The 23187-nt window shown below is 41.3% G+C and carries 26 protein-coding genes; 8 read left to right on the forward strand and 18 right to left on the reverse strand.

Annotation, left to right across the window (positions count from 1 at the left end):
* Nucleotides 1-65: 65 nt before the first annotated feature.
* On the reverse strand, nt 66-356 hold the full coding sequence (locus tag HMPREF9065_RS04720; RefSeq protein ID WP_021616100.1) for a co-chaperone GroES: 291 nt from the start codon (nt 354-356) through the stop codon (nt 66-68).
* An 84-nt stretch (nt 357-440) separates the two neighbouring features.
* Nucleotides 441-923 (reverse strand): FxsA family protein, encoded by a 483-nt coding sequence (locus HMPREF9065_RS04715; protein WP_021616101.1) that lies wholly within the window; start codon nt 921-923, stop codon nt 441-443.
* A gap of 224 nt (nt 924-1147) precedes the next feature.
* Here HMPREF9065_RS04715 and aspA point away from each other — a divergent pair, with 224 nt between their 5' ends.
* The 4 genes from aspA to HMPREF9065_RS04695 all read left to right on the forward strand — a co-directional run bounded on the left by aspA (nt 1148) and on the right by HMPREF9065_RS04695 (nt 5541).
* Nucleotides 1148-2566 carry an aspartate ammonia-lyase gene (gene aspA / locus HMPREF9065_RS04710; RefSeq protein WP_021616102.1) on the forward strand — a complete coding sequence of 473 codons (1419 nt, stop codon included), beginning with the start codon at nt 1148-1150 and terminating at the stop codon, nt 2564-2566.
* A gap of 210 nt (nt 2567-2776) precedes the next feature.
* On the forward strand, nt 2777-3304 hold the full coding sequence (gene hslV / locus HMPREF9065_RS04705; protein WP_005704683.1) for an ATP-dependent protease subunit HslV: 528 nt from the start codon (nt 2777-2779) through the stop codon (nt 3302-3304).
* Nucleotides 3305-3324: 20 nt separating this feature from the next.
* Nucleotides 3325-4656, forward strand: coding sequence for an HslU--HslV peptidase ATPase subunit (gene hslU / locus HMPREF9065_RS04700; RefSeq protein ID WP_021616103.1), 1332 nt, complete (start codon nt 3325-3327; stop codon nt 4654-4656).
* A gap of 138 nt (nt 4657-4794) precedes the next feature.
* A complete protein-coding gene (locus HMPREF9065_RS04695; protein ID WP_021616104.1) occupies nt 4795-5541 on the forward strand; it encodes an MlaA family lipoprotein in 747 nt (248 codons plus the stop codon).
* A gap of 406 nt (nt 5542-5947) precedes the next feature.
* Here the strand turns inward: HMPREF9065_RS04695 and HMPREF9065_RS04690 are convergent, their stop codons facing one another.
* The 13 genes from HMPREF9065_RS04690 to zapB all read right to left on the reverse strand — a co-directional run bounded on the left by HMPREF9065_RS04690 (nt 5948) and on the right by zapB (nt 16596).
* Entirely contained in the window at nt 5948-6376 is a 429-nt protein-coding gene (locus HMPREF9065_RS04690; RefSeq protein WP_021616106.1) for a F0F1 ATP synthase subunit epsilon, read from the reverse strand.
* A 41-nt stretch (nt 6377-6417) separates the two neighbouring features.
* Nucleotides 6418-7791, reverse strand: coding sequence for a F0F1 ATP synthase subunit beta (gene atpD / locus HMPREF9065_RS04685; protein WP_021616107.1), 1374 nt, complete (start codon nt 7789-7791; stop codon nt 6418-6420).
* Between the two features lie 16 nt (nt 7792-7807).
* On the reverse strand, nt 7808-8677 hold the full coding sequence (atpG, locus tag HMPREF9065_RS04680; protein WP_021616108.1) for a F0F1 ATP synthase subunit gamma: 870 nt from the start codon (nt 8675-8677) through the stop codon (nt 7808-7810).
* Between the two features lie 15 nt (nt 8678-8692).
* On the reverse strand, nt 8693-10234 hold the full coding sequence (gene atpA, locus HMPREF9065_RS04675) for a F0F1 ATP synthase subunit alpha (RefSeq protein WP_021616109.1): 1542 nt from the start codon (nt 10232-10234) through the stop codon (nt 8693-8695).
* 12 nt (nt 10235-10246) lie between these two features.
* Entirely contained in the window at nt 10247-10795 is a 549-nt protein-coding gene (gene atpH / locus HMPREF9065_RS04670; RefSeq protein ID WP_033002533.1) for a F0F1 ATP synthase subunit delta, read from the reverse strand.
* Between the two features lie 13 nt (nt 10796-10808).
* The gene (atpF, locus tag HMPREF9065_RS04665) at nt 10809-11279 is read right to left on the reverse strand and encodes a F0F1 ATP synthase subunit B (RefSeq protein WP_021616111.1); all 471 of its coding nucleotides are present in this window, start codon (nt 11277-11279) and stop codon (nt 10809-10811) included.
* 49 nt (nt 11280-11328) lie between these two features.
* The gene (gene atpE / locus HMPREF9065_RS04660; RefSeq protein ID WP_021616112.1) at nt 11329-11583 is read right to left on the reverse strand and encodes a F0F1 ATP synthase subunit C; all 255 of its coding nucleotides are present in this window, start codon (nt 11581-11583) and stop codon (nt 11329-11331) included.
* A gap of 57 nt (nt 11584-11640) precedes the next feature.
* Complete coding sequence (atpB, locus tag HMPREF9065_RS04655; RefSeq protein ID WP_021616113.1) at nt 11641-12429, reverse strand: F0F1 ATP synthase subunit A; 789 nt, start codon at nt 12427-12429, stop codon at nt 11641-11643.
* Nucleotides 12430-12456: 27 nt separating this feature from the next.
* Nucleotides 12457-12831, reverse strand: a complete 375-nt coding sequence (locus tag HMPREF9065_RS04650) for an ATP synthase subunit I (RefSeq protein ID WP_021616114.1) — start codon at nt 12829-12831, stop codon at nt 12457-12459.
* Nucleotides 12832-12937: 106 nt separating this feature from the next.
* Nucleotides 12938-13570, reverse strand: a complete 633-nt coding sequence (gene rsmG, locus HMPREF9065_RS04645; RefSeq protein WP_021616115.1) for a 16S rRNA (guanine(527)-N(7))-methyltransferase RsmG — start codon at nt 13568-13570, stop codon at nt 12938-12940.
* The gene (gene mnmG, locus HMPREF9065_RS04640) at nt 13570-15459 is read right to left on the reverse strand and encodes a tRNA uridine-5-carboxymethylaminomethyl(34) synthesis enzyme MnmG (RefSeq protein WP_021616116.1); all 1890 of its coding nucleotides are present in this window, start codon (nt 15457-15459) and stop codon (nt 13570-13572) included. The genes rsmG and mnmG overlap by 1 nt, the downstream gene beginning before the upstream one ends.
* A 417-nt stretch (nt 15460-15876) precedes the next feature.
* A complete protein-coding gene (mioC, locus tag HMPREF9065_RS04635) occupies nt 15877-16320 on the reverse strand; it encodes an FMN-binding protein MioC (RefSeq protein ID WP_021616117.1) in 444 nt (147 codons plus the stop codon).
* Between the two features lie 57 nt (nt 16321-16377).
* Nucleotides 16378-16596 carry a cell division protein ZapB gene (gene zapB / locus HMPREF9065_RS04630; RefSeq protein WP_021616118.1) on the reverse strand — a complete coding sequence of 73 codons (219 nt, stop codon included), beginning with the start codon at nt 16594-16596 and terminating at the stop codon, nt 16378-16380.
* 318 nt (nt 16597-16914) lie between these two features.
* Here zapB and metJ point away from each other — a divergent pair, with 318 nt between their 5' ends.
* From metJ to ruvX, 4 genes are all read left to right on the forward strand, one after another.
* On the forward strand, nt 16915-17232 hold the full coding sequence (gene metJ, locus HMPREF9065_RS04625) for a met regulon transcriptional regulator MetJ (RefSeq protein WP_021616119.1): 318 nt from the start codon (nt 16915-16917) through the stop codon (nt 17230-17232).
* A 71-nt stretch (nt 17233-17303) separates the two neighbouring features.
* The gene (gene rsmE / locus HMPREF9065_RS04620; RefSeq protein ID WP_033002534.1) at nt 17304-18047 is read left to right on the forward strand and encodes a 16S rRNA (uracil(1498)-N(3))-methyltransferase; all 744 of its coding nucleotides are present in this window, start codon (nt 17304-17306) and stop codon (nt 18045-18047) included.
* The gene (locus tag HMPREF9065_RS04615; protein ID WP_021616121.1) at nt 18044-18604 is read left to right on the forward strand and encodes a YqgE/AlgH family protein; all 561 of its coding nucleotides are present in this window, start codon (nt 18044-18046) and stop codon (nt 18602-18604) included. Before rsmE ends, HMPREF9065_RS04615 begins: the two co-directional genes overlap by 4 nt.
* Nucleotides 18604-19023: a Holliday junction resolvase RuvX gene (ruvX, locus tag HMPREF9065_RS04610; RefSeq protein WP_021616122.1), complete on the forward strand. Its 420-nt coding sequence runs from the start codon at nt 18604-18606 to the stop codon at nt 19021-19023. The genes HMPREF9065_RS04615 and ruvX overlap by 1 nt, the downstream gene beginning before the upstream one ends.
* Nucleotides 19024-19094: 71 nt before the next feature.
* Here the strand turns inward: ruvX and clpB are convergent, their stop codons facing one another.
* The 3 genes from clpB to HMPREF9065_RS04595 all read right to left on the reverse strand — a co-directional run bounded on the left by clpB (nt 19095) and on the right by HMPREF9065_RS04595 (nt 22754).
* A complete protein-coding gene (gene clpB / locus HMPREF9065_RS04605; protein WP_021616123.1) occupies nt 19095-21665 on the reverse strand; it encodes an ATP-dependent chaperone ClpB in 2571 nt (856 codons plus the stop codon).
* 418 nt (nt 21666-22083) lie between these two features.
* Nucleotides 22084-22479, reverse strand: coding sequence for a type II toxin-antitoxin system VapC family toxin (locus HMPREF9065_RS04600; protein ID WP_033002544.1), 396 nt, complete (start codon nt 22477-22479; stop codon nt 22084-22086).
* A complete protein-coding gene (locus HMPREF9065_RS04595; RefSeq protein ID WP_021616125.1) occupies nt 22479-22754 on the reverse strand; it encodes an antitoxin in 276 nt (91 codons plus the stop codon). The genes HMPREF9065_RS04600 and HMPREF9065_RS04595 overlap by 1 nt, the downstream gene beginning before the upstream one ends.
* Between the last annotated feature and the right edge of the window lie 433 nt (nt 22755-23187).

The following is a 23187-nucleotide window of genomic DNA, read 5'->3' on the forward strand; positions in this document are numbered from 1 at the left end:
TGCGGGATTGCTCCCACCATGATCTATTTCGTTTAAAGTGCGGTCGTTTTTCAGCGTGTTTTTGCTTATTCAACGATCGCTAAGATATCCTCTTCGGAGAGTATGAGCACTTCCTCACCATCAATTTTTTCTGTTTTCACGCCATAGCTATCGCTGAAAATGACGATGTCGCCCACTTTTACGTGCATTGGGTGAATGCTACCGTTTTCTAATAAACGACCAGGGCCGACCGCTAACACTTTCGCGCGGGTAGATTTGGTGGCTGCCGAACCGGTCAATACGATACCACCGGCAGATTTGGTTTCCACGTCTTCACGTTTTAAAATCACTTTGTCGTGTAATGGACGAATATTCATCTGAAATTTCCTCTATTTCTTAAATTAATAAAAAAGCTTTTTCTATATGGGAATCATTTTTACGCTTTCAAGGGAAAGGCAAAATTATTTTAACCGTTTATTTTCATCCGCTTCCTTTTCAAATTCCGCCTCAAAAATTTCGCTATCGTTCTGGCGATTGCCTTGGGACGAATAAAAAGTGCGGTTGGTTTTAAAGATGTTTTGTTGGAAGAACACGAATCGGCTACGAATGAATGTATTTATCAGGTAACGGCCGAGCGGGCTTAACAGTACACAAGCGAGAATGTCGGTGACAAAACCGGGAATGACAAACAAGATTCCGGCAACAAGCCAACGTAGCGAGCCAAAAAGCGCATCGGTGGGCAGTTGACCTTGGGTGAGTTGCTGTTTCACCCGCGTGAGGCTGTACCAACCACGAGCGCGGATGATGACAATGCCCAGTAGTGAGGAGCCAATCAACAACAAAATGAGCATGAGGATACCCAAATGGCTTCCTACCCAAACCAGTAGGCTCAGTTCTACATAAATAAATAGAAAAACAGCAAAAAGAAAGGCGATAAATGGCATAGCAGCTCCTTAAAAACACGTTGGATGTGCATATTACCCGCTTTATTTTGCGGTGCAACTTTTATTCATGGCTACATCTTTCAGGTTAGAAAAACTAATCTGAAAAATAAAAATAACTCTTAAATGCGTATAAAAATCTGTGACTTGGATCAATTTAATTTTAATCGAATTTTCTATAATTTAGACAATTCAGCCAAACGTGTTAAGCATAAAGGAGAACGCAAATGACACAATATAGAAAGGAAGTGGATTTGTTAGGTGAACGTGAAGTTCCTGCGGATGCTTACTGGGGTATTCACACCCTAAGAGCGGTGGAAAATTTTAACATTTCGAAAGTAACGATTTCTGATGTGCCGGAATTTGTTCGCGGCATGGTGATGGTGAAAAAAGCAGCCGCATTGGCGAACGGTGAATTGGGTGCGATTCCAAAAGAAATTGCAGAGGCAATCGTAAAAGCTTGTGATGAAGTATTGGTGAACGGCAAATGTTTAGATCAATTCCCGTCTGATATTTATCAAGGAGGCGCAGGCACTTCCGTCAATATGAACACCAATGAAGTGATTGCCAACTTAGCGTTAGAAATTTTAGGTCACAAAAAAGGCGAATATAAGTACCTTGATCCGATGGATCATGTTAACGCCAGCCAATCTACCAATGATGCGTATCCTACCGGTTTCCACATTGCCGTGTACAACAGCGTGCTCAAACTTCTCGAAAAAGTCGCTTATTTACAACAAGGTTTTGAAAATAAAGCGAAAGAATTCGAGAAAGTCTTGAAAATGGGTCGTACCCAATTACAAGATGCGGTGCCAATGACCGTTGGTCAAGAATTCAAAGCGTTTGCAGTGTTAATGGCAGAAGAAGTGAAACACTTAAAAGCCGCTGCAGCACACTTGCTTGAAGTCAACATGGGTGCGACCGCAATCGGTACCGGTTTAAATACACCGCAAGGTTATGTACCAACTGTGATTAAATATTTATCACAAGTCACCGGATTACCTTGCAGTGGCGCAGAAAACTTAATTGAAGCGACTGCTGACTGTGGCGACTATGTTTCCGTGCATGGCGCGTTAAAACGCACTGCCGTGAAATTGTCAAAAATCTGTAACGACTTACGTTTACTGTCTTCCGGCCCTCGTGCTGGTATTAAAGAAATTAACTTGCCTGAATTACAAGCCGGTTCTTCCATCATGCCGGCAAAAGTGAACCCGGTTGTGCCGGAAGTGGTGAACCAAGTGTGCTTCAAAGTGATTGGTAACGACACCACGGTGACTTTCGCGTCAGAAGCAGGTCAATTACAATTAAACGTGATGGAGCCGGTGATTGTACAAGCCATGTTTGAATCCATTGAGATTTTAGGCAACGCCTGTGTGAACTTGCGTGATAAATGCGTTGATGGCATCACCGTAAACAAAGAAACCTGCGAAAGCTACGTTTACAATTCTATCGGTATCGTGACTTACTTGAACCCATTCATCGGTCACCACAACGGCGACTTAGTGGGTAAAATCTGTGCGCAAACCGGTAAAGGCGTACGTGAAGTGGTCTTGAAAAAAGGCTTGTTAACCCAAGAACAATTGGATGACATCCTTTCCGTGGAAAACTTGATGAATCCGACTTATAAAGCAAAATTAAATAAATAAAAAGTGAACAAATCAGTAAATTAGTTATCGAATAGTTAGCTTGTTTATTTAGTCAAAATCAGCGTCCTAATGGATTAGGCGCTGATTTTTTTGTATGCCAAAATAAAAATGGCATGAAAAAACAAAGCGTAAATTCCTTTCATATCCCTTGAATTCTCTCAATTGACCTCAATATAGTTTGCATATTTCTGTTTTATAAAGGACAACATTATGACTACGATTGTAAGTGTACGTCGCAACGGCAAAGTGGTTGTGGGCGGTGACGGACAGGTTTCCCTTGGCAATACGGTGATGAAAGGCAATGCGCGTAAAGTGCGTCGTTTGTATAACGGCAAAGTGTTGGCGGGTTTTGCGGGCGGCACGGCAGATGCCTTTACATTGTTTGAGCTTTTTGAGCGTAAATTAGAAATGCACCAAGGGCATTTGCTGAAAAGTGCGGTGGAATTAGCAAAAGATTGGCGCACCGACCGTGCGTTGCGTAAATTGGAAGCGATGCTAATTGTGGCGGATGAAAAAGAAAGCCTGATCATTACCGGTATCGGCGATGTAGTACAACCGGAAGAAGATCAGATTCTTGCTATCGGTTCCGGTGGCAACTACGCTTTATCTGCCGCCCGTGCGTTGGTGGAAAACACGGAATTATCGGCGCGTGAAATTGTAGAAAAATCTCTCAAAATTGCCGGTGAAATTTGCGTGTTTACCAATACCAATTTCACCATTGAAGAATTGCCGAATTAAAAATTTATAAGGAATAAACCATGTCTGAAATGACGCCTAGTGAAATAGTTTCTGAATTAGATCAACATATTATCGGTCAAAGCGACGCTAAGCGCGCAGTGGCGATTGCCCTAAGAAACCGTTGGCGCAGAATGCAGCTGCAAGAGCCAATGCGCCATGAAGTGACCCCAAAAAATATTCTTATGATTGGGCCGACCGGCGTGGGAAAAACCGAAATTGCCCGCCGTTTGGCAAAATTAGCCAATGCGCCGTTCATTAAAGTAGAAGCCACTAAATTTACCGAAGTGGGTTATGTGGGCAAAGAAGTGGATTCCATTATTCGCGATTTAACTGACAGCGCCATGAAGTTGGTACGCCAACAGGAAATCGTCAAAAATCGCGCTAAAGCGGAAGAAGCGGCAGAAGAGCGAATTTTAGATGCCTTATTACCTGTGGCGAAGAACCAATGGGGTGAAGTGGAAAACCGCGATAGTCAAAGCAACACCCGTCAGATTTTCCGTAAGAAACTACGCGAAGGTCAGTTAGACGATAAAGAAGTGGAAATCGATGTAGCAGGCGTGCCGATGGGCGTGGAAATCATGGCACCTCCGGGCATGGAAGACATGACCAGTCAATTACAATCCATGTTTGAGAACCTTTCCGGCAGCCAAACCAAAAAACGTAAAATGAAAATTAAGGATGCGTTAAAAACCTTAATTGACGATGAAGCGGCGAAATTGGTGAATCCGGAAGAGCTGAAACAAAAAGCCATTGATGCGGTGGAGCAAAACGGTATCGTGTTTATCGATGAGATCGACAAAATTTGTAAAAAAGGCGAATACAGTGGCGCGGATGTCTCCCGTGAGGGCGTGCAACGCGATTTATTGCCGTTGGTGGAAGGCTCAACCGTCAACACCAAACACGGTATGGTGAAAACGGATCACATCTTGTTTATCGCTTCCGGCGCATTCCAAGTGGCTCGCCCGTCAGATTTAATCCCGGAATTACAAGGGCGTTTGCCGATTCGTGTGGAATTATCAGCGCTCACTGCCGAGGATTTCGAGCGTATTCTGACTGAGCCGAACGCCTCTTTAACCGAGCAATACAAAGCCTTAATGGCAACGGAAGGGGTGAATATTGAATTCACACAAGATGCCATTAAGAAAATCGCCGAAGCGGCATTTCGTGTTAACGAAAAAACTGAAAATATCGGTGCGCGCCGTTTGCATACGGTGATGGAGCGTTTAATGGATAAAATCTCTTTCAACGCCAGCGACATGGATGGACAAACCGTGAACATTGATGCCGCATATGTCAGTGAGGCATTAGGTGAAGTGGTAGAAAATGAAGATTTAAGTCGATTTATTCTTTAATCTTTCTTTTTTCATAAAGGGTACGATAAATCTCGTGCCCTTTTGTTTATCAAGTGCGGTGGGTTTTTAGAAAGTTTTTGTAGTTAGTCACTAAGTTGTTTACAATGTGCCCACTTTTCATTCGCCTGAGTACAAATTATGCAGACAAAAAAATTATTCATTGCGCTCTTATTAGGCTCCGCAACACTCACCGGTTGTTCATCAACCATTGATCCGGAAACCGGAGAACGTAAAGATGCCTTAGAGGGTTTTAACCGTAAAATGTGGGATTTTAACTACCATGTTGCGGATCCTTACGTATTAAAACCTCTTGCTCAAGGCTGGAAAGAATATGTCCCTTCCCCAATTCGAACCGGAATTGTTAACTTTGCTAATAACCTCGATGAGCCTGCAAGCTTTGCTAACCGTTTAGTGCAAGGTGAATTTAAATTGGCAATGGTTCATTTCAACCGTTTTTGGTTAAATAGTATTTTTGGTTTAGGTGGCGTAATTGATATTGCAAACTACAGCGCACCACTTAAAAAAGAAGAAAATTCCCGTTTCGGCGATACGTTAGGTCGCTATGGCGTGGGAACCGGTCCTTATATTATGCTTCCTGTCTATGGCCCGGCAACACCACGACAAGATATTGGAAACCTAGCAGATACAACCTATCCAATGTTGTCATTATTAGGCCCTTGGAGTTTATTAAAATGGACGGTTCAAGGGATTGATACGCGTGCAAGTTTAATGGATAAAGAAGCATTGTTAGATCAGGCTCAAGATCCTTATGTTACTTTCCGCGAAGCTTATTTCCAAAATATTGACTACCGCATTCGTGCTAATAAGAAAGAAGAAAAAGCAACTCCGGCCTTATCAGAAGATATTCTTAATCAAATTGACTGATTAATTTTCTCTTTAATTCATAATTAGTGAATCGTAGCCTGCAACTTGTTGCACGAAATCGTGAATACCCAAAAGGGTTAAATAAATGTTTCGCGCATGATTTGATAGCGCATCGAAATGCACGCTACGCATGAAATGTATGAATTACGCATCGAGGTTAATTATTCGTGCAACAAGTTGCACGCTACGAGGGGGAAATAATCTTCCTATATATTGAGTTTCGGTTTTCAGTCTTGTTTTCGTTATATCGCGAGAATTTTTTTCAGTTCATCGCTTAATCTATTTAGCTCCATACGCATCGCGTATGGTTTTTATCGCCAGACTTTGTGGCTGGCTATAATAAAAAAGGACTGACTCTCTTAGGAATCAGTCCTTAATTTTTATAAAATCACTGTGCCCGCTGTAATTAACGTTTAGATTTCACTAACTTCTCTGTCAATTCGTAAGCACGAAGTTTCGCTAATTCTTTAGAAAGTTTAAGCATTAACAATTCGTAATCAGCATCATGGTGATGTTGATGAATGTTTTCTTCCGCACGTTTCTTAGCAGCAAGAATACGCTCGCTGTCAAGCTCTTGACCACGAATTGCGACATCCGCAAGAACAGTCACAATCGTTGGTTGAACTTCTAAAAAACCGCCGGAAACATAGATAACTTCTTCGCTATCATTTTCTAAAGTAAATTTAACAATACCCGGCTTGATCGCGGTTAATAAAGGAGTGTGCCCCGGCAAAACACCGAGCTCACCCTCAATACCTGTTGCTTGAACACTTTTCACGTTGCCGGAAAAGATTTTTTGTTCTGCACTTACGACTGTTAAATTAAATGTTGCCATGTTTTTCTCCTTCAAGTTTGATATGCATCAGCTTGAAGTGATTACATATTTTTGGCTTTTTCTAGCGCTTCATCGATTGAACCAACCATGTAGAACGCTTGTTCCGGAACATGATCGTATTCGCCGTTTAAAATACCTTTAAAGCCACGAATGGTTTCTTTTAACGGAACGTATTTACCTGGTGTACCGTTAAATACTTCAGCAACGAAGAACGGTTGTGATAAGAAACGTTCGATCTTACGCGCACGCGCTACAACCAATTTATCTTCTTCAGATAATTCATCCATACCAAGAATCGCAATGATATCTTTCAATTCTTTATAACGTTGTAAGATACCTTGCACGCCACGCGCAACATCATAATGCTCTTGACCAACAACTAATGGGTCTAATTGACGAGATGTAGAATCTAATGGGTCAACCGCAGGATAAATACCTAAAGACGCAATTTGACGGCTCAATACAACGGTTGAGTCTAAGTGCGCAAAGGTGGTTGCCGGAGATGGGTCAGTCAAGTCATCCGCAGGCACATAAACCGCTTGTACGGACGTGATAGAACCTGTTTTAGTTGAAGTAATACGCTCTTGTAATACACCCATTTCCTCAGCAAGGGTCGGTTGGTAACCTACCGCTGATGGCATACGACCTAAAAGTGCGGACACTTCCGTACCAGCAAGAGTATAACGATAGATATTATCCACGAAGAATAATACATCACGACCTTCATCACGGAATTTTTCCGCCATGGTTAAACCGGTTAACGCAACGCGTAAACGGTTACCCGGTGGCTCATTCATTTGACCGTAAACCAAAGATACTTTATCCAATACGTTGGAATCTTTCATTTCGTGGTAGAAGTCGTTACCTTCACGGGTACGCTCACCTACACCTGCGAATACAGAATAACCGGAGTGTTCAATCGCAATATTACGAATTAATTCCATCATATTTACGGTTTTACCTACACCCGCACCACCGAATAAACCAACTTTACCCCCTTTTGCAAATGGGCAAATTAAGTCGATAACTTTAATACCGGTTTCTAATAATTCGGTACTGTTTGATTGTTCTTCGTAGCTTGGTGCAGAACGGTGAATAGACCAACGTTCTTCTTCACCAATTGGACCTTGTTCGTCAATTGGATCACCTAACACGTTCATAATTCGACCAAGGGTTTTTGTTCCTACCGGTACTTGAATTGGAGCATTTGTGTTTTCTACTTTCAAACCACGTTTTAAACCATCGGAGGCACCTAATGCGATACAACGTACCACACCACCACCTAATTGTTGTTGAACTTCAAGGGTTAAACCTGTTTCAACATTTAATGCATCATAAACTTTTGGTACTGCATCTTGTGGAAATTCGACGTCAATCACCGCACCGATGATTTGTACAATTTTACCTGTCGCCATTACCGTTCCTCTTCTATTAAATCGCAGCCGCACCGGCAACGATTTCATTTAATTCATTTGTGATACTTGCTTGACGAGCTTTGTTATACACCAACCGCAGGTCATTAATTAAATTTCCTGCATTATCTGTTGCTGCTTTCATTGCTACCATTCGAGCCGCTTGTTCTGAAGCTAAATTATCTACAACCGCTTGATAAACTTGAGATTCTAAATAACGAACTAAAAGGCTGTCTAATAACACTTTTGGTTCAGGTTCGTAAATATAATCCCATGCCTGTTGTCTTTCGATTAAGTGATCGTTTTCCATTTCCGGTAAAGGAACTAATTGTTGTACAACCGGTTTTTGCGACATCGTATTAATGAATTTATTGTATGCAATATAAATTGCATCAATTTCTCCATTACGATAAGCATCAAACATGGTATTTGCCACACCAATTAATTCTTCTAAAGAAGGGTTATCGCCCAAACCGGAAAGTTGGCTTTTTACCTTAAAACCAAGGGAACGGAAAAAACTAATCCCTTTAGAACCAATCAAGCCAAGCTCAGTCGTCGCATTTTGTGATTTCCAATCTTTAATTTGGTTAAGTGTGGTTTTAAATAAATTCACGTTTAAACCACCGCACATTCCACGATCAGTAGAAATCACTAAAACACCCACTTTTTTCACATCCCGTTCAACTAAGAACGGGTGTTTATAACCGATACTTGCTTTAGACACATGGCTGATAACACTACGGATAGTTTCAGAATACGGACGAGATGCCGCCATACGGTCCTGCGTTTTACGCATTTTCGAGGTTGCAACCATTTCCATTGCCTTGGTAATTTTCTGCGTACTTTGTACGCTGGCAATTTTGGTTTTTATCTCTTTTGCACCTGCCATCTTATTTCTCCGTTACTACCAAGCACTATTCGCTTTGAAACTATCTAAAATACCTTTTAATGTATCTTTGATTTCATCATTATAGTTACCAGTTTTAGTAAGCTCTTGCATAAACTCGGCATAATTACGATTTGCATAATCTAGAAGTGCGGTTTCAAAACTTGCAATTTTAGATAACTCAACATCGTCTAAATAACCAAATTCAACCGCAAATAACACCACGGCTTGCTCAGCAACAGAAAGCGGAGAAAATTGTTTTTGTTTCAACAATTCGGTTACTTTTTCACCATGAGAAAGTTGTTTACGAGTTGCATCATCAAGATCTGAAGCAAACTGAGCAAATGCCGCTAATTCACGATATTGTGCAAGTGCAGTACGAATACCACCGGCAAGTTTCTTAATAACTTTAGTTTGTGCAGAACCACCTACACGAGAAACCGAAATACCCGGGTTCACCGCAGGACGAATACCTGAGTTAAACAAGTTAGATTCTAAGAAAATCTGACCATCGGTAATAGAAATCACGTTAGTAGGAACAAATGCAGAAACGTCACCCGCTTGAGTTTCAATAATTGGAAGAGCAGTTAAAGAACCGGTTTTTCCTTTTACTTCACCTTTGGTGAATTTTTCTACGTATTCTTCATTTACACGAGAAGCACGTTCAAGCAAACGTGAGTGTAAGTAGAATACGTCACCAGGATATGCTTCACGACCTGGCGGACGACGTAATAATAAGGAAATTTGACGATAAGCAACTGCTTGTTTGGAAAGATCGTCATAAACGATTAACGCATCTTCACCACGATCACGGAAATATTCACCCATTGCACAACCGGCATAAGGCGCTAAATATTGCAACGCTGCAGACTCAGACGCAGACGCCGCAACCACAATAGTATTAGCTAATGCTCCATGTTCTTCTAATTTACGTACTACGTTAGCAATTGTTGATGCTTTTTGACCAATTGCCACATAGATACATTTAATGCCTGAATTACGTTGGTTAATGATGGCATCAATCGCTAATGCTGTTTTACCGGTTTGACGGTCACCGATAATCAATTCACGTTGACCACGACCGATTGGCACCATGGAGTCAACCGCTTTATAACCGGTTTGTACTGGTTGATCAACGGATTTACGTTCAATTACACCCGGCGCGATAACTTCAACCGGAGAAAAACCGTCATTTTCAATTTCACCTTTACCATCAATTGGTTGACCAAGGGTGTTTACAACACGACCTAATAAACCACGACCAACCGGTACTTCAAGAATACGGCCGGTACATTGCACTTCCATTCCTTCGGCAAGATCGGCATAAGGCCCCATAACTACCGCACCAACCGAATCGCGTTCAAGGTTAAGTGCCATGGCATAACGGTTGCCCGGTAAGGCGATCATTTCGCCTTGCATCACATCGCTTAAACCATGGATACGAATAATCCCATCACTAACAGAAACAATCGTTCCTGTATTGCGGGCTTCGCTCACCACATCAAATTGAGCAATGCGTTTTTTAATCAATTCACTAATTTCAGTTGAATTTAGTTGCATTTTCTAATCCTCTTATAATTGCAACTCATTTGCTAAACGAGCAAGCTGTCCGCGACTACTGCCGTCTATGACAAAATCCTCTGTACGAATGATAACACCGGCAATGAGCGAGCTATCAACGTTGCAATTTAACTTAACTTTTTGGGCTAATCTTTTTTCCATTGCGGCTGCAATTCTTTCTTGTTGCATGACGCTTAATGGTTGAGCCGATATGACGTTCACTTCCGCAATAGCTTTATATTCCTCAACATAATGTTGGAATTCTTTAAAAACTTGCGGAAGAACAGTTAAACGCTTATTTTCAGCCATTAACCGAACTAAGTTTTGCCCATATTGATCTAATTGTTCACCACAAATTGAGATCACCGTATCTGCTAATTTTTGTGCGGAAAGAGAACCTGTTAGATAATTCTGCATTGTTTCGTTTTTCACTAACTCAGCAAGAAAACCTAACATTTCATTCCATTTTTCTACCGCACTTTTGTCAGATGTACTTTGTTCAACGGCAAAATCAAACGCTGCTTTAGCATAAGGGCGAGCTATGGTAGTTAATTCTGACATAAGCTCAACCTTCTTATAGTTCTGCAACTAATTTATCAATAATGTCATTGTTGGCTGCTTCATCCACAGTACGTCCAACAATTTTTTCAGCACCTGCAATGGCCAAAGACGCAACTTTTACACGTAATTCTTCTTGAACACGTTTACGTTCAGCTTCAACCTCAGCATAGCCTTGTTCAATGATTTTCGCTTTAAGTTCTTCGGCTTCTGCCTTCACTTCGTCTAAAACTTCATTGCGACGTTTATTGGCTAAATCTAAAATTTCTTGGGCTTGAATTTTTGCTTCAGAAATTTCCTTTTCAACAAGCATTTTAGTATCTGCTTGTTCTTTTTTCGCCGCTTCAGCAGAAGCTAAAGCATTCGCAATTTGGCTTTGACGTTTTTCAATTGCACTAATAATTGGTGGCCAAACAAATTTCATGCAGAACCACACGAAAATTGCGAATGCAATAAGTTGACCAATCAATGTTGCATTTAGATTCACAACGTCCTCCTTAATCTGCTTGTTTTACGTTGATAAGCAAATAAGGTGATTATTGTAATAAACCGATGAATGGGTTTGCGAAAATGAAAAGTAAAGAAATACCAACAGCAATCATCGCAATCGCATCCAATAAACCTGCAACGATAAACATTCTTGTTTGCAAGCTAGAAGCAAGCTCAGGTTGGCGAGCGGAAGATTCTAAGAATTTACCGCCTAAAATCGCAAAGCCGATAGCTGTACCTAATGCTGCGAATGCAAGAAGGATTGATGCACCGATAATTGTAGCTGTAATTACAGTTTCCATAATGTTCTCCAATAGAAGTTAAGTTTAGCCCTAGAGCCGGTTAATAAAAAAATAAAATTAATGATCTGCTTTGTTATAAGCGATACTTAAGTAAACCACCGTCAACATCATAAAGATGAATGCTTGTAGCGTAATGACCAAAATATGGAAAATCGCCCAAACAAGGTGTAATGGAATCCCCAATGCCGCAATTGCCATATTGGCAGAATACATCACAGCAATGAGAATAAAGATTAATTCCCCTGCATACATATTACCGAATAAACGGAATGCGAGAGAAATTGGTTTAGCCAGTAAAGTAACGGTTTCAAGAATAAAGTTAACCGGAATAAACGCCCAGTGATTAAATGGATGTAAGGTATATTCCTTAACCAATCCACCAAAACCTTTAGATTTTACTGTATAGAAAAGAATTAAGAAAAAGACACAGATTGACATGCCGAGCGTTGCACTAATATCTGCTGTTGGCACAGCTCTCAAATAGTGAATACCGAACAAACCTGCGAATTGTGGAAGAAAATCGACTGGGATTAAGTCGATGGCATTCATAATGAACACCCAACAAAAAATGGTTAATGCTAACGGTGCAACAACATTGCGTGGACCATGAAAGTTTTCTTTTACGATACCATTGACCCATTCCACTAAAATTTCGACCAAACATTGCATTTTGCTTGGCACGCCCGGTGTCGCTTTTTTCGCAACACGTGAAAAAACGAAAAGGAAAATAATGGCTGATACGATAGAGAAAAACAGCGTATCGACATGAATATGCCAAAAACCCTCACCGGTCTTTAAAAAAGACAAATGGTGGCCGATATACTCAGAGGTTGTTTGTCCGGACATAGTTGACCCTTTATATAGAACTTAAAATTAAGACCTGTTCAGCAAAAATGGAACGACATTGTTCAACACTAATGCCACGAAAAAACCTGCAAAAAATAAAATGAATTCACTTACATGAAATCCTTTAAACGCAGCAATAAAACATAGTATCGTTAATGCAAACTTTACCGCTTCCCCACGATAAAGTGCGGTCAATTTTGTTGATAAATGCTGTTTACGATAAAAAATAAGATACACAAAAGCACAAAAAGGCAGAAAAGCACAGAAAAATCCAAGACAGAAATCAACCGCACTTTTCCACTGCCAAAGTGAAATTAACGCACCGATAATGAGTAAAATCCCCATTTCAATCCATATTGATTTTTGGTAACAATGCTTCGCTTGCGTTAAAACCCTAGACATCACATTATTTTTTAGTATGCAAAAACTGGCTAATTATACATTTAGCACAGAGAGATTCAACTTAAAAAAGGGGAAAAACTGTTAAATAAATCACACTTTTAGAAATTTAATGCAGAATGATTAAATGTCGTTCACCTACAAGCTCAGGAACATGGAGTTTAACCACCTCTTTAACCATAAATTTCCCCTCCAAGGCTTGAACTTCCTCATTGTGATAGAGGCCTTTTAAGGCATAAAAATGCCCCTCTTTTTTCGGTAAATGATGGCACCAGTCGGTCATATCTTTTAACGACGCAAAAGCACGACTTAACACCCCGTCAAATTGGTGATCGGGTTTATATTCTTCCGCGCGACTCAACACTGCTTCAACATTGGTAAGCTCTAACTCACATACCGCATTGCGAATAAAACTGATCCGTTTACCCAAGCTATCTAACAAAACAAAGTGTTTTTGCGGATTAATGATAGCTAAAGGCAAGCCGGGCAAGCCCGGGCCGGTACCGACATCAATAAAACGATCACCTTGTAAATAAGGGCTCACCACAAGACTGTCTAAAATATGTTTAACCATCATTTCCTGCGGATCACGCACAGATGTTAGATTATAAGCCTTGTTCCATTTATTCAGCAGCAAAACCAGCTTCACTAACTGTTGTTGCTGTTGTTCTGTCACAGAAAGTGCGGTCTGTTTTAACAATGTTTTTAGCTTATCCGTTAATTGAAGTTCTAAATTAGTCATTATTCACCACGTTTTAGCATGCCTTGCTTTTTCAAATTCACCAGAATGATGGAAATCGCTGCCGGCGTAATACCGGAAATACGGCTCGCTTGTCCGATAGAGACCGGACGATGTTGCTCCAATTTTGCCCGCACTTCGTTAGATAAACCGGAAACTTTGCTGTAATCAAAGTGAGCCGGAATAGCTGTATTTTCGTGACGTTTTTGTTTTTCGATTTCTTCTTGTTGATGCTCGATATAGCCTTGATATTTAATGGCGATTTCTACTTGTTCTACCGCTTCTTTATCTTCCATTGCCGGTTGATATGGCGTTAAGGAAGTCAAAATATCGTAAGTCATTTCTGGGCGGCGTAATAAATCTTCACCACTGGCTTCACGCACTAATGGACTATTCAATACTTTATTGGCTTCTTCTAGGTATTCAGAACGTGGATGCAACCAAATACTGCGTAAGCGTTGACGCTCTTGCTCGATATTTTCCATTTTTTGGTTAAAACGAGCCCAGCGTGCGTCATCAATTAATCCTAATTCATGGGCAATTGGCGTTAAACGAATATCGGCATTATCTTCACGCAATAACAAACGGTATTCCGCACGAGAAGTAAACACACGATAAGGTTCTTTTGTTCCTAATGTACAGAGGTCATCCACCAATACACCGGTGTAAGCTTGATCACGGCGCGGAAACCAGGCTTCTTTCTCTTGTACATAAAGACCTGCATTAATCCCAGCCAATAAGCCTTGTGCTGCTGCTTCTTCATAACCGGTCGTACCATTAATTTGACCGGCAAAGAATAAACCTTGAATGGATTTGGTTTCTAAGGTGGGTTTTAAATCACGTGGATCAAAATAATCATATTCAATGGCATAACCCGGTTTCACAATGCGGGCATTTTCCAACCCTTTCATGGAATTGACGATACCCATTTGCACGTCAAAAGGTAAACTGGTTGAAATCCCATTCGGATACACTTCATTGCTGGTTAAGCCTTCTGGTTCTAAATAAATTTGGTGCGAATTACGATCCGCAAAGCGCATTACTTTATCTTCGATCGATGGGCAATAACGTGGCCCGATCCCTTCAATGACACCGGTATACATCGGGCTACGATCCAAGTTATTACGGATCACATCATGGGTTTGTTCGTTGGTGTGAGTGATATAACAAGGAATTTGTTGCGGGTGATCAGAAACGGATCCCATAAAAGAGAACACCGGCAATACTGCATCACCATGTTGTTTAGCTAAGACTTCAAAATTGATCGTACGTGCATCAATACGTGGCGGGGTTCCGGTTTTTAAGCGATCCACACGTAAACCAAGATCTCTTAAACGATGAGAGAGGGTTACCGAAGCCGGATCACCTGCACGTCCTCCTTCATAATTTTGTAAACCAATATGGATCTTACCGGCTAAGAAGGTGCCGGCGGTTAGGATCACAGATTTTGCATGAAACGTAAGCCCCATTTTCGTTGTAACACCGGTTACACGATCTTGTTCGATCAAAATATCCGTGGCTTCTTGTTGGAAAATATCTAAATTCGGTTGATTTTCAAGGGCAATTCTGACGGCTTGACGATATAACACACGATCCGCTTGCGCACGTGTTGCGCGTACGGCCGGGCCTTTACTGCTGTTTAATGTACGAAATTGAATACCGGCTTTATCGGCGGCATGCGCCATTAATCCGCCCATGGCATCCACTTCTTTTACTAAATGCCCTTTGCCAATTCCCCCAATCGCCGGGTTACAAGACATTTGTCCGAGAGTATCTACATTATGAGTAAGTAATAGGGTTTTTAATCCCATACGTGCAGGTGCCAATGCGGCTTCTGTTCCTGCATGACCGCCACCGATCACGATGACATCATAGGTTTCAGTGTAAAACATGATTATGAATGATCTCTATTTTAAATGAGGTACGGATCTGTTGATCCTTGAAAAAATTGGTCGCTATTTTACTGAAAATCTTAGGTGGTTAAAAGATGCGTTTCAGTGAAAGAAAAAAGAGGGATCGGGAGAAGGATCTTCTCTAATAAGAAATAAGATCTTTATATAGAGATCTTTTATTATTACTATTATAAGGATCATCAAAACCGTTGAATAAGATCGTTTTTACGTTGTAAATGAAACACATAGATCATTTTCAAACGTGTTAAGATCTTCCCGATCGATACCGTTAATTCTTGTGTATAACTTCCTTATTTATCCACAGGTTGATTAGTATCATAATTTATTCATCACATAAAAACAGATTTTTAACAATAATCAACGAAGTTATCCACATGCTGTTTGCTTTTTTATTGATTAAATATTATGCGTAAAATTAGGTAACCAGTCTTCTGCGCACTGTTCTTGATCAGATACTGTTAAGACATCAATGCGTAAAGCATCGGTTATTTTGACCGCACTTTTTGCCAACAAACTTTGTTCTACTTTGTCCACGGCAAGGCAAAAGGTATCGTAATCAGAATTTCCTAAACCGATCACCGCAAATCTTAAGTGAGAAAGATCGTTATCACTTGCATCTAGAGCTTCAAATAACGGTTTGAGGTTATCCGGTAATTCGCCTGCGCCATGAGTGGAAGTTACCACTAGCCATAATTTTTCATTGATTACGTCATTTAATGCCGGGCCGTGGTGCAATTCAGTACTGAAACCCTGTTGTTGTAATCGGCTTTCTACGTGTTCGGCAACATATTCGGCACCGCCTAAAGTGCTGCCGGTAATTAAGCAAATGTGAGGTTGCATTTTTTCTCCCAAAAAAGAAGGCTTAGATTAACTAAGCCTTGGTTTAATAAAGAATCATTAGATACTGTCAGTGATGCCTAAAAGTGAGCGTAAACGTTCTTGAATATTTTGATGTTCGCTTCTTAATTGTTCGTTTTCGCTGCGTAACGCATCGTTTTCTTGTTGTGATCTGCCGTTTTTTTCTTTTAATTCATCCACTTCGAGTTGAAGGAGTTGAATGGTTTCAACGGCTTGTTTAATTTTGTTTTCTAACTGATCTAAAACTTCTAATGACATAGTGATTTCCTCTAAAAAATGGATAAAAAGTAGAGGTATTCTACCGACTTAATTGATTTTATTAAAGCAAAGAATCGCATTATCTGTTAATTCATGGGGGTTAGTCGTCCTCCGTAAAAGAAATTTTCTTAAAAATTCGCCATGAAGCAGAAAAAACCTTGAGAAAACTGACCGCACTTTTGAGTTGATGAAGACGTCAGGTTGTCTAGGGAAGACGCATCACATGGAAATCTAGCAGTCTTCACGGCTAGATTGTTATTTTTATTCTTTTTTATTAGAATATTGAGACAATTACTAAGGTTATTTCAGGAATCAATTATGGCGAATTGGAACGGACGATACATTAGCCCTTATGCAGAACATGGCAAAAAAAGCGAACAAGTGAAAAAAATTACGGTTTCCATTCCAATTAAAGTGCTTGAAATTTTGACAAATGAACGCACTCGTCGTCAAATTCGTAATTTACGCCACGCAACAAACAGTGAATTGCTTTGTGAAGCTTTTTTGCACGCCTTTACCGGTCAGCCTTTGCCAACAGATGAAGATTTGCTCAAAGAGCGCAGCGATGAAATTCCTGAAGAAGCGAAAGTAATTATGCGTGAGTTAGGTATTGATCCGACCAAATGGGAATATTAATTTCTCATTTCTCTCTTTGCTCTCTTCTTTTCTGTTATGATAGAACCATGATTTTTAGTTAATGTTCTATTATGCGAGTACCTAGAATTTATCATCCTACATCGTTGAATCATCTTACTTTTTGCACTTTGTCTGAAGACGGTGCCAACCATGTGGGACGTGTTTTGCGTATGCAGCCCGGTGAACACCTTGAACTTTTTGATGGCAGTAACCAGACATACCAAGCGATGATTACACAGGTGAGTAAAAAAAGCGTCGATGTAGAAATTTTAAGCCAGCAATTTGACGATCGGGAAAGCCCATTGTTTATTCACCTTGGGCAAGTGATTTCGCGTGGTGAGCGCATGGAATTTACCATTCAAAAATCCGTTGAATTAGGCGTGAACGTGATTACACCGCTGTGGTCGGAACGTTGTGGCGTGAAATTAGACGGTGATCGTATGGATAAAAAAATCCAACAATGGCAAAAAATCGCCATTGCGGCGTGTGAACAATGTGGCCGGAATAAAATTCCGGAAATTCGCCCATTAATGAAATTACAACAATGGTGTGCCGAACAAGATGGCGCACTGAAATTAAATCTTCATCCGAGAGCAACACATTCCATTCGCACATTGCCAAAGATACCTACTGCCGGCGTGCGCTTATTAATTGGTTCTGAAGGCGGCTTATCAGCGCAAGAAATCGCACAAACCGAACAACAAGGTTTTGTGGAAGTGTTATTAGGAAAACGTGTATTACGCACCGAAACGGCAGCAATGGCAGCAATAACCGCGTTGCAAGTCTGTTTTGGTGATTTGGGGGAAACATTATGATGGATTTACAAGATCATTTGCTCATTGCTATGCCAAATTTAGAGGACAGTTATTTTTATCGGACAGTCATTTATATTTGTGAACATAATGAAAAAGGGTCTATGGGATTGGTGATTAATCAGCCCACTGACTTAACCATTGCAGAACTGAGTGCAAAAATGAATTTCATGATGGTAACCGACCGCACTTATAACAATAAATTGGTGCTTGCCGGTGGGCCGGTGAACGTTGATCGCGGTTTCATTTTGCATACGCCTGTTCCAAAAGTATTTAATCACAGTTATAAGGTGAATGATAATCTTGTGCTAACAACGTCTGCCGATGTAGTAGATACATTTGGCACCTTTGAAGAACCGGAAAAATATTTGGTTGCTTTAGGTTGTGCCAGTTGGGAAGCTAATCAGTTGGAGCAAGAAATTGCCCATGATTCTTGGCTGGTCGTGCCGGCGACGGAACAAATTTTGTTTGATTTGCCATGCGATCAACGCTGGTTTGCTGCCAATCAATTGCTTGGCATTGATACGCATAATTTTGTCGGTCAAGTAGGACATTGTTAATGGGAATGACGGTTTTAGCCTTTGATTTCGGCACAAAAAGCATTGGCTGTGCAGTGGGGCAAAGCATCACCGGCACAGCGCAGTCATTGCCGGCATTTAAAGCGCAAGACGGCATTCCTGATTGGGACGCTATCGGTAACGTCATCAAAGAATGGCAGCCGGCACGATTAGTCGTTGGTTTGCCGCTGAATATGGATGGCACCGAACAAGAACTGACCTTACGCGCTAAAAAATTTGCTAATCGCTTGAGCGGACGCTTTAATTTACCGGTGGAATTACAGGATGAACGCCTCACAACCACGGAAGCCCGCAGTGAAATTTTCAGCCGCGGCGGTTATCGAGCTTTAAATAAAAGCAAAGTGGATGGCATTTCCGCCTGCTTAATTTTAGAAAGTTGGTTTGAGCAACACAGCGAATAACTGCGTTGAAAACACATAAAAAAGCCATTTAGCATTTACTAAATGGCTTTTGTTTTTAGCATATTTGTAGCTTATTGTTTAGCCACAATTTTGCCGTCAACATAATCCACGCTAATCGGTTTTTCCGGTAGCAAACTGCCGGAAAGGATTTGTTGCGCTAACGGGTTCTCAATTTCTTGCTGAATCGCACGTTTTAACGGACGTGCGCCGTAAATCGGGTCATAGCCGATTTCGCTAATGAAATTGAGGGTGTTGTCCGTAAAGTGCAACACATAGCCACGGCTTTCCATGCGGTTGATTAAGCGTTTTAACTGAATTTCCGCAATGGCGCGAATGTTGTCTTTATTCAACGGATGGAACACGACGGTTTCATCAATCCGGTTAATAAATTCCGGACGGAAATGTTGGCTCACCACGGACATTACCAAGGCTTTCATTTCATCGTAGCTTTCGGTTTGATTACCTTGAATCAAATCGGAACCTAAGTTAGAGGTCATGATCACTACCGTATTGCGGAAATCCACGGTTCTGCCTTGTCCGTCGGTTAAACGACCGTCATCCAGCACTTGCAACAAGATGTTGAACACATCATTGTGTGCTTTTTCCACTTCGTCGAGCAAAATCACAGAATACGGACGGCGACGTACGGCTTCGGTTAAATAACCGCCTTCTTCATAGCCCACATAGCCCGGAGGTGCACCGACCAAGCGAGACACGCTGTGTTTTTCCATAAATTCAGACATATCAATACGCACCATGGCATCTTCGCTATCAAACAAGAATTTTGCCAAGGTTTTACACAATTCGGTTTTACCCACACCGGTTGGCCCTAAGAACAAGAAGGAGCCAATCGGACGATTCGGATCGGAAAGACCGGCACGGCTACGACGAATGGCGTTCGCCACGGCGTCCACGGCTTCGTTTTGCCCAATAACCCGTTTATGCAATTCTTCTTCCATGCGCAAGAGTTTTTCTTTTTCGCCTTCCATCATTTTGGAGACCGGAATGCCGGTGGCTCGGGAAAGCACTTCGGCAATTTCCTCGTCGGTAACACGATAGCGTAATAGGCTCATTTCTTTGCCTTCCGCACCTTCTGCTGCCGCTAATTGTTTTTCCAATTCCGGAATTTTACCGTATTGCAATTCGGACATTTTGTTCAAATCACCGGCACGACGGGCTTGTTCCATTTGGGTGCGGGCGTTTTCCAATTCCGCTTTAATGTGTTGCGCACCGGAAAGCGCCGCTTTTTCGGATTTCCACACCTCTTCTAATTCAGCATATTCCCGCTCTTTTTCCGCCAATTCTTTTTCTAACATTTCCAAGCGTTTGCGGCTGGCATCGTCATCTTCTTTTTGTAACGCCTGTTGTTCCAATTTGAGTTGGATAATACGGCGATCTAAGCGATCTAACGGCTGTGGTTTGGAGTCAATTTCCATCCGAATGCTGGAAGCCGCTTCATCGATTAAGTCGATGGCTTTATCCGGCAACTGACGATCGGAAATGTAACGATGGGACAAGGTTGCCGCCGCCACAATAGCCGGGTCAGTAATTTGTACATGGTGGTGGATTTCATAACGCTCTTTTAAACCACGTAAAATAGCAATGGTATCTTCCACGCTCGGTTCATCCACAAACACTTTTTGGAAACGACGTTCAAGTGCGGCGTCTTTTTCAATGTATTGGCGATATTCGTCTAACGTAGTCGCGCCCACACAGTGCAATTCACCGCGTGCCAAACTTGGTTTTAACAAGTTGCCCGCATCCATGGCGCCATCGGTTTTACCCGCACCGACCATGGTGTGAATTTCATCAATAAATAAAATTACACGGCCTTCTTCTTTGGCGAGTTCATTTAACACGGCTTTTAAGCGTTCTTCAAATTCACCGCGATATTTTGCGCCGGCGATTAACGCGCCCATATCAAGGGAAAGCACGCGTTTATTTTTCAAGCCTTCCGGCACTTCGCCGTTCACAATACGTTGTGCCAACCCTTCCACAATGGCGGTTTTTCCCACGCCCGGTTCACCGATAAGCACAGGGTTATTTTTGGTGCGGCGTTGCAACACTTGAATGGTGCGGCGGATTTCTTCATCACGCCCAATCACTGGATCCAGCTTCCCGCTTTCCGCGCGGGCAGTTAAGTCGATAGTATATTTTTCTAAGGCTTGGCGGCTTTCTTCCGCATTTTGGTCATTCACGTTTTGTCCTCCACGAATATGATCGATGGCTTGTAAAATTTGTTCTTTTTTCGCACCGCACTTTTTCAGTATCTCGCTGACGGTGCCTTTTTCTTCCAAGGCAGCAAGTAAAAAGAGTTCGGAGGAAATAAATTTATCTTTCCGTTGTTGCGCCAATTTGTCGCATAAATTCAACAGGTTAAGTAATTGACGGGAAAGTTGCACATCACCGCCATTGCCGGACACTTGCGGAAGTTTGGCAAGTTCATTGTTGAGTTCGTTACGCAATACGGCAACGTTTACGCCGCTTGCGGTTAAAATTGGCGCCACTGAGCCGTCTTGTTGATTTAACAAGGCGCTTAATAAATGCACCGGTTCAATAAATTGATTATCCTTGCCAATCGCTAAAGATTGCGCTTCAGCAATGGCTTGTTGGAATTTAGTGGTAAATTTTTCAATATTCATAAGTATTCCTTCTTCGTTCCATGAATGTTCTGTTGAACATTTGTTCGCCAAATTTAAATAAGATCGTTTTGAGTAATTTCAAGAGAAAAAATGAAAAATTTAGTTTTACTGATTCATTCGTAGAAATTTGATAGGTGTAATTTATTAAAAAAACACACCGCACTTTGGTGCCGAATGGGGAATCCCTTTGGAGCAGGCTAGCTTATTTCTTATTTTGCCGAACTTGTGGTTTGGCGCGATGACTTGGGCGGGATTTTATTTGAGGAATATAGCATCCTCATTTACTAATGGTAATCGAGAGTCTTATAAAGGTGGAGATATTGTCAAAAGTGCGGTCAATTTTCTTAAAAAATTGGCCAACGGAATAACCAAATCGTTGCGCATCCATTGTGACTCTCCTGTTTTAAGCAGTAGAAAATTAAATACTTTCTCGCCAATTTTGAATAATCAGCCCCGGTACCATATTAAATGCTTTATCGCTTGTTACTAGCGTACAATTCTCAGTAAGGGCGTGTGCGGCTATCATGAGATCCAACGTTCCCATAATAAAGCCTTGCTTCTCCATTTGCGCTCTTAACTTACCATGACAACGTGCAACGGAATAATGCCAATCATAAATGGTCACGGCCTCTAAAAACGGAAGCATGATTTGATTTAATTTAGTGCTTTGACGTTTTTCTAACCCATAAATAATTTCTGCCGCCGTAATCCCTGAAATACAAATATTATTGGGTGAAATTGATTTAAGGTGTCTAAGTACACCGATATCTTTGCGTACAATATCACTCACAGTATTTGTATCAAGCATATACATCATAAGGGAATTCCATCAAAAATATCACGAGAAAAAACCTCCTGATTACGTTCTTCCGAAGTGAGAAAATCGTGACTATTCATTTTATCTAAGCTATCTAAGGCCGCCCACATTTTATCCCACAAGGCCTGTTGTTTTGATCGCATTGATAAAACAACATCCCCATTCGGTTCTTTTCGTACATAAATTTTTTTCGCATCAAATTCAAAATCAACAGGTAATCTTACGGCTTGACTTCGCCCATTTTTAAAAAGACTGGCAATACGCTCTTCCATAATTCCCTCCAGGCAGTTGATGTTATATGCCTTAGCATAGGTTTTATTTGTTTGTAGTGCAAGTCCTTTTATATAAACCTTAATAAGGCTGTGCGATTAAATAGTCTAAAACCAGTATAAAAAGGGATGTTACTCACCTCCCTTTTGTACTTACCATCCTACTGATCAATTTGAAGTTCAACCTTTCGTATTACCGGTTTTTTGGGTGTTACATACCACACACTCTTGCGGATTCTTACCCGGTTTCACTTTAAATGCTTCAATCCCTTTGGAACAGGGCGGGGTCTTTCGACCTCTGAACACCGCCTCAATTATGGCTTCTAGCGGTCTCAATCCCTTTAGAACAGGGCAAGGTCTTTCGACTAACCTCGGTGAGTTAAGGGCAGTAACAAGCAAGTTTCAATCCCTTTAGAACAGGGCGGGGTCTTTCGAC

This window comes from Aggregatibacter sp. oral taxon 458 str. W10330 (assembly GCF_000466335.1).
In the GTDB taxonomy this organism is placed as follows: domain Bacteria; phylum Pseudomonadota; class Gammaproteobacteria; order Enterobacterales; family Pasteurellaceae; genus Aggregatibacter.

Bases quoted from the DNA above. Each gene is read 5' to 3' on its own strand.
- HMPREF9065_RS04720 (WP_021616100.1), bottom strand. From the start codon at position 356: ATGAATATTCGTCCATTACACGACAAAGTGATTTTAAAACGTGAAGAC.
- HMPREF9065_RS04715 (WP_021616101.1), bottom strand. From the start codon at position 923: ATGCCATTTATCGCCTTTCTTTTTGCTGTTTTTCTATTTATTTATGTA.
- aspA (WP_021616102.1), top strand. From the start codon at position 1,148: ATGACACAATATAGAAAGGAAGTGGATTTGTTAGGTGAACGTGAAGTT.
- hslV (WP_005704683.1), top strand. From the start codon at position 2,777: ATGACTACGATTGTAAGTGTACGTCGCAACGGCAAAGTGGTTGTGGGC.
- hslU (WP_021616103.1), top strand. From the start codon at position 3,325: ATGTCTGAAATGACGCCTAGTGAAATAGTTTCTGAATTAGATCAACAT.
- HMPREF9065_RS04695 (WP_021616104.1), top strand. From the start codon at position 4,795: ATGCAGACAAAAAAATTATTCATTGCGCTCTTATTAGGCTCCGCAACA.
- HMPREF9065_RS04690 (WP_021616106.1), bottom strand. From the start codon at position 6,376: ATGGCAACATTTAATTTAACAGTCGTAAGTGCAGAACAAAAAATCTTT.
- atpD (WP_021616107.1), bottom strand. From the start codon at position 7,791: ATGGCGACAGGTAAAATTGTACAAATCATCGGTGCGGTGATTGACGTC.
- atpG (WP_021616108.1), bottom strand. From the start codon at position 8,677: ATGGCAGGTGCAAAAGAGATAAAAACCAAAATTGCCAGCGTACAAAGT.
- atpA (WP_021616109.1), bottom strand. From the start codon at position 10,234: ATGCAACTAAATTCAACTGAAATTAGTGAATTGATTAAAAAACGCATT.
- atpH (WP_033002533.1), bottom strand. From the start codon at position 10,795: ATGTCAGAATTAACTACCATAGCTCGCCCTTATGCTAAAGCAGCGTTT.
- atpE (WP_021616112.1), bottom strand. From the start codon at position 11,583: ATGGAAACTGTAATTACAGCTACAATTATCGGTGCATCAATCCTTCTT.
- atpB (WP_021616113.1), bottom strand. From the start codon at position 12,429: ATGTCCGGACAAACAACCTCTGAGTATATCGGCCACCATTTGTCTTTT.
- HMPREF9065_RS04650 (WP_021616114.1), bottom strand. From the start codon at position 12,831: ATGTCTAGGGTTTTAACGCAAGCGAAGCATTGTTACCAAAAATCAATA.
- rsmG (WP_021616115.1), bottom strand. From the start codon at position 13,570: ATGACTAATTTAGAACTTCAATTAACGGATAAGCTAAAAACATTGTTA.
- mnmG (WP_021616116.1), bottom strand. From the start codon at position 15,459: ATGTTTTACACTGAAACCTATGATGTCATCGTGATCGGTGGCGGTCAT.
- mioC (WP_021616117.1), bottom strand. From the start codon at position 16,320: ATGCAACCTCACATTTGCTTAATTACCGGCAGCACTTTAGGCGGTGCC.
- zapB (WP_021616118.1), bottom strand. From the start codon at position 16,596: ATGTCATTAGAAGTTTTAGATCAGTTAGAAAACAAAATTAAACAAGCC.
- metJ (WP_021616119.1), top strand. From the start codon at position 16,915: ATGGCGAATTGGAACGGACGATACATTAGCCCTTATGCAGAACATGGC.
- rsmE (WP_033002534.1), top strand. From the start codon at position 17,304: ATGCGAGTACCTAGAATTTATCATCCTACATCGTTGAATCATCTTACT.
- HMPREF9065_RS04615 (WP_021616121.1), top strand. From the start codon at position 18,044: ATGATGGATTTACAAGATCATTTGCTCATTGCTATGCCAAATTTAGAG.
- ruvX (WP_021616122.1), top strand. From the start codon at position 18,604: ATGGGAATGACGGTTTTAGCCTTTGATTTCGGCACAAAAAGCATTGGC.
- clpB (WP_021616123.1), bottom strand. From the start codon at position 21,665: ATGAATATTGAAAAATTTACCACTAAATTCCAACAAGCCATTGCTGAA.
- HMPREF9065_RS04600 (WP_033002544.1), bottom strand. From the start codon at position 22,479: ATGTATATGCTTGATACAAATACTGTGAGTGATATTGTACGCAAAGAT.
- HMPREF9065_RS04595 (WP_021616125.1), bottom strand. From the start codon at position 22,754: ATGGAAGAGCGTATTGCCAGTCTTTTTAAAAATGGGCGAAGTCAAGCC.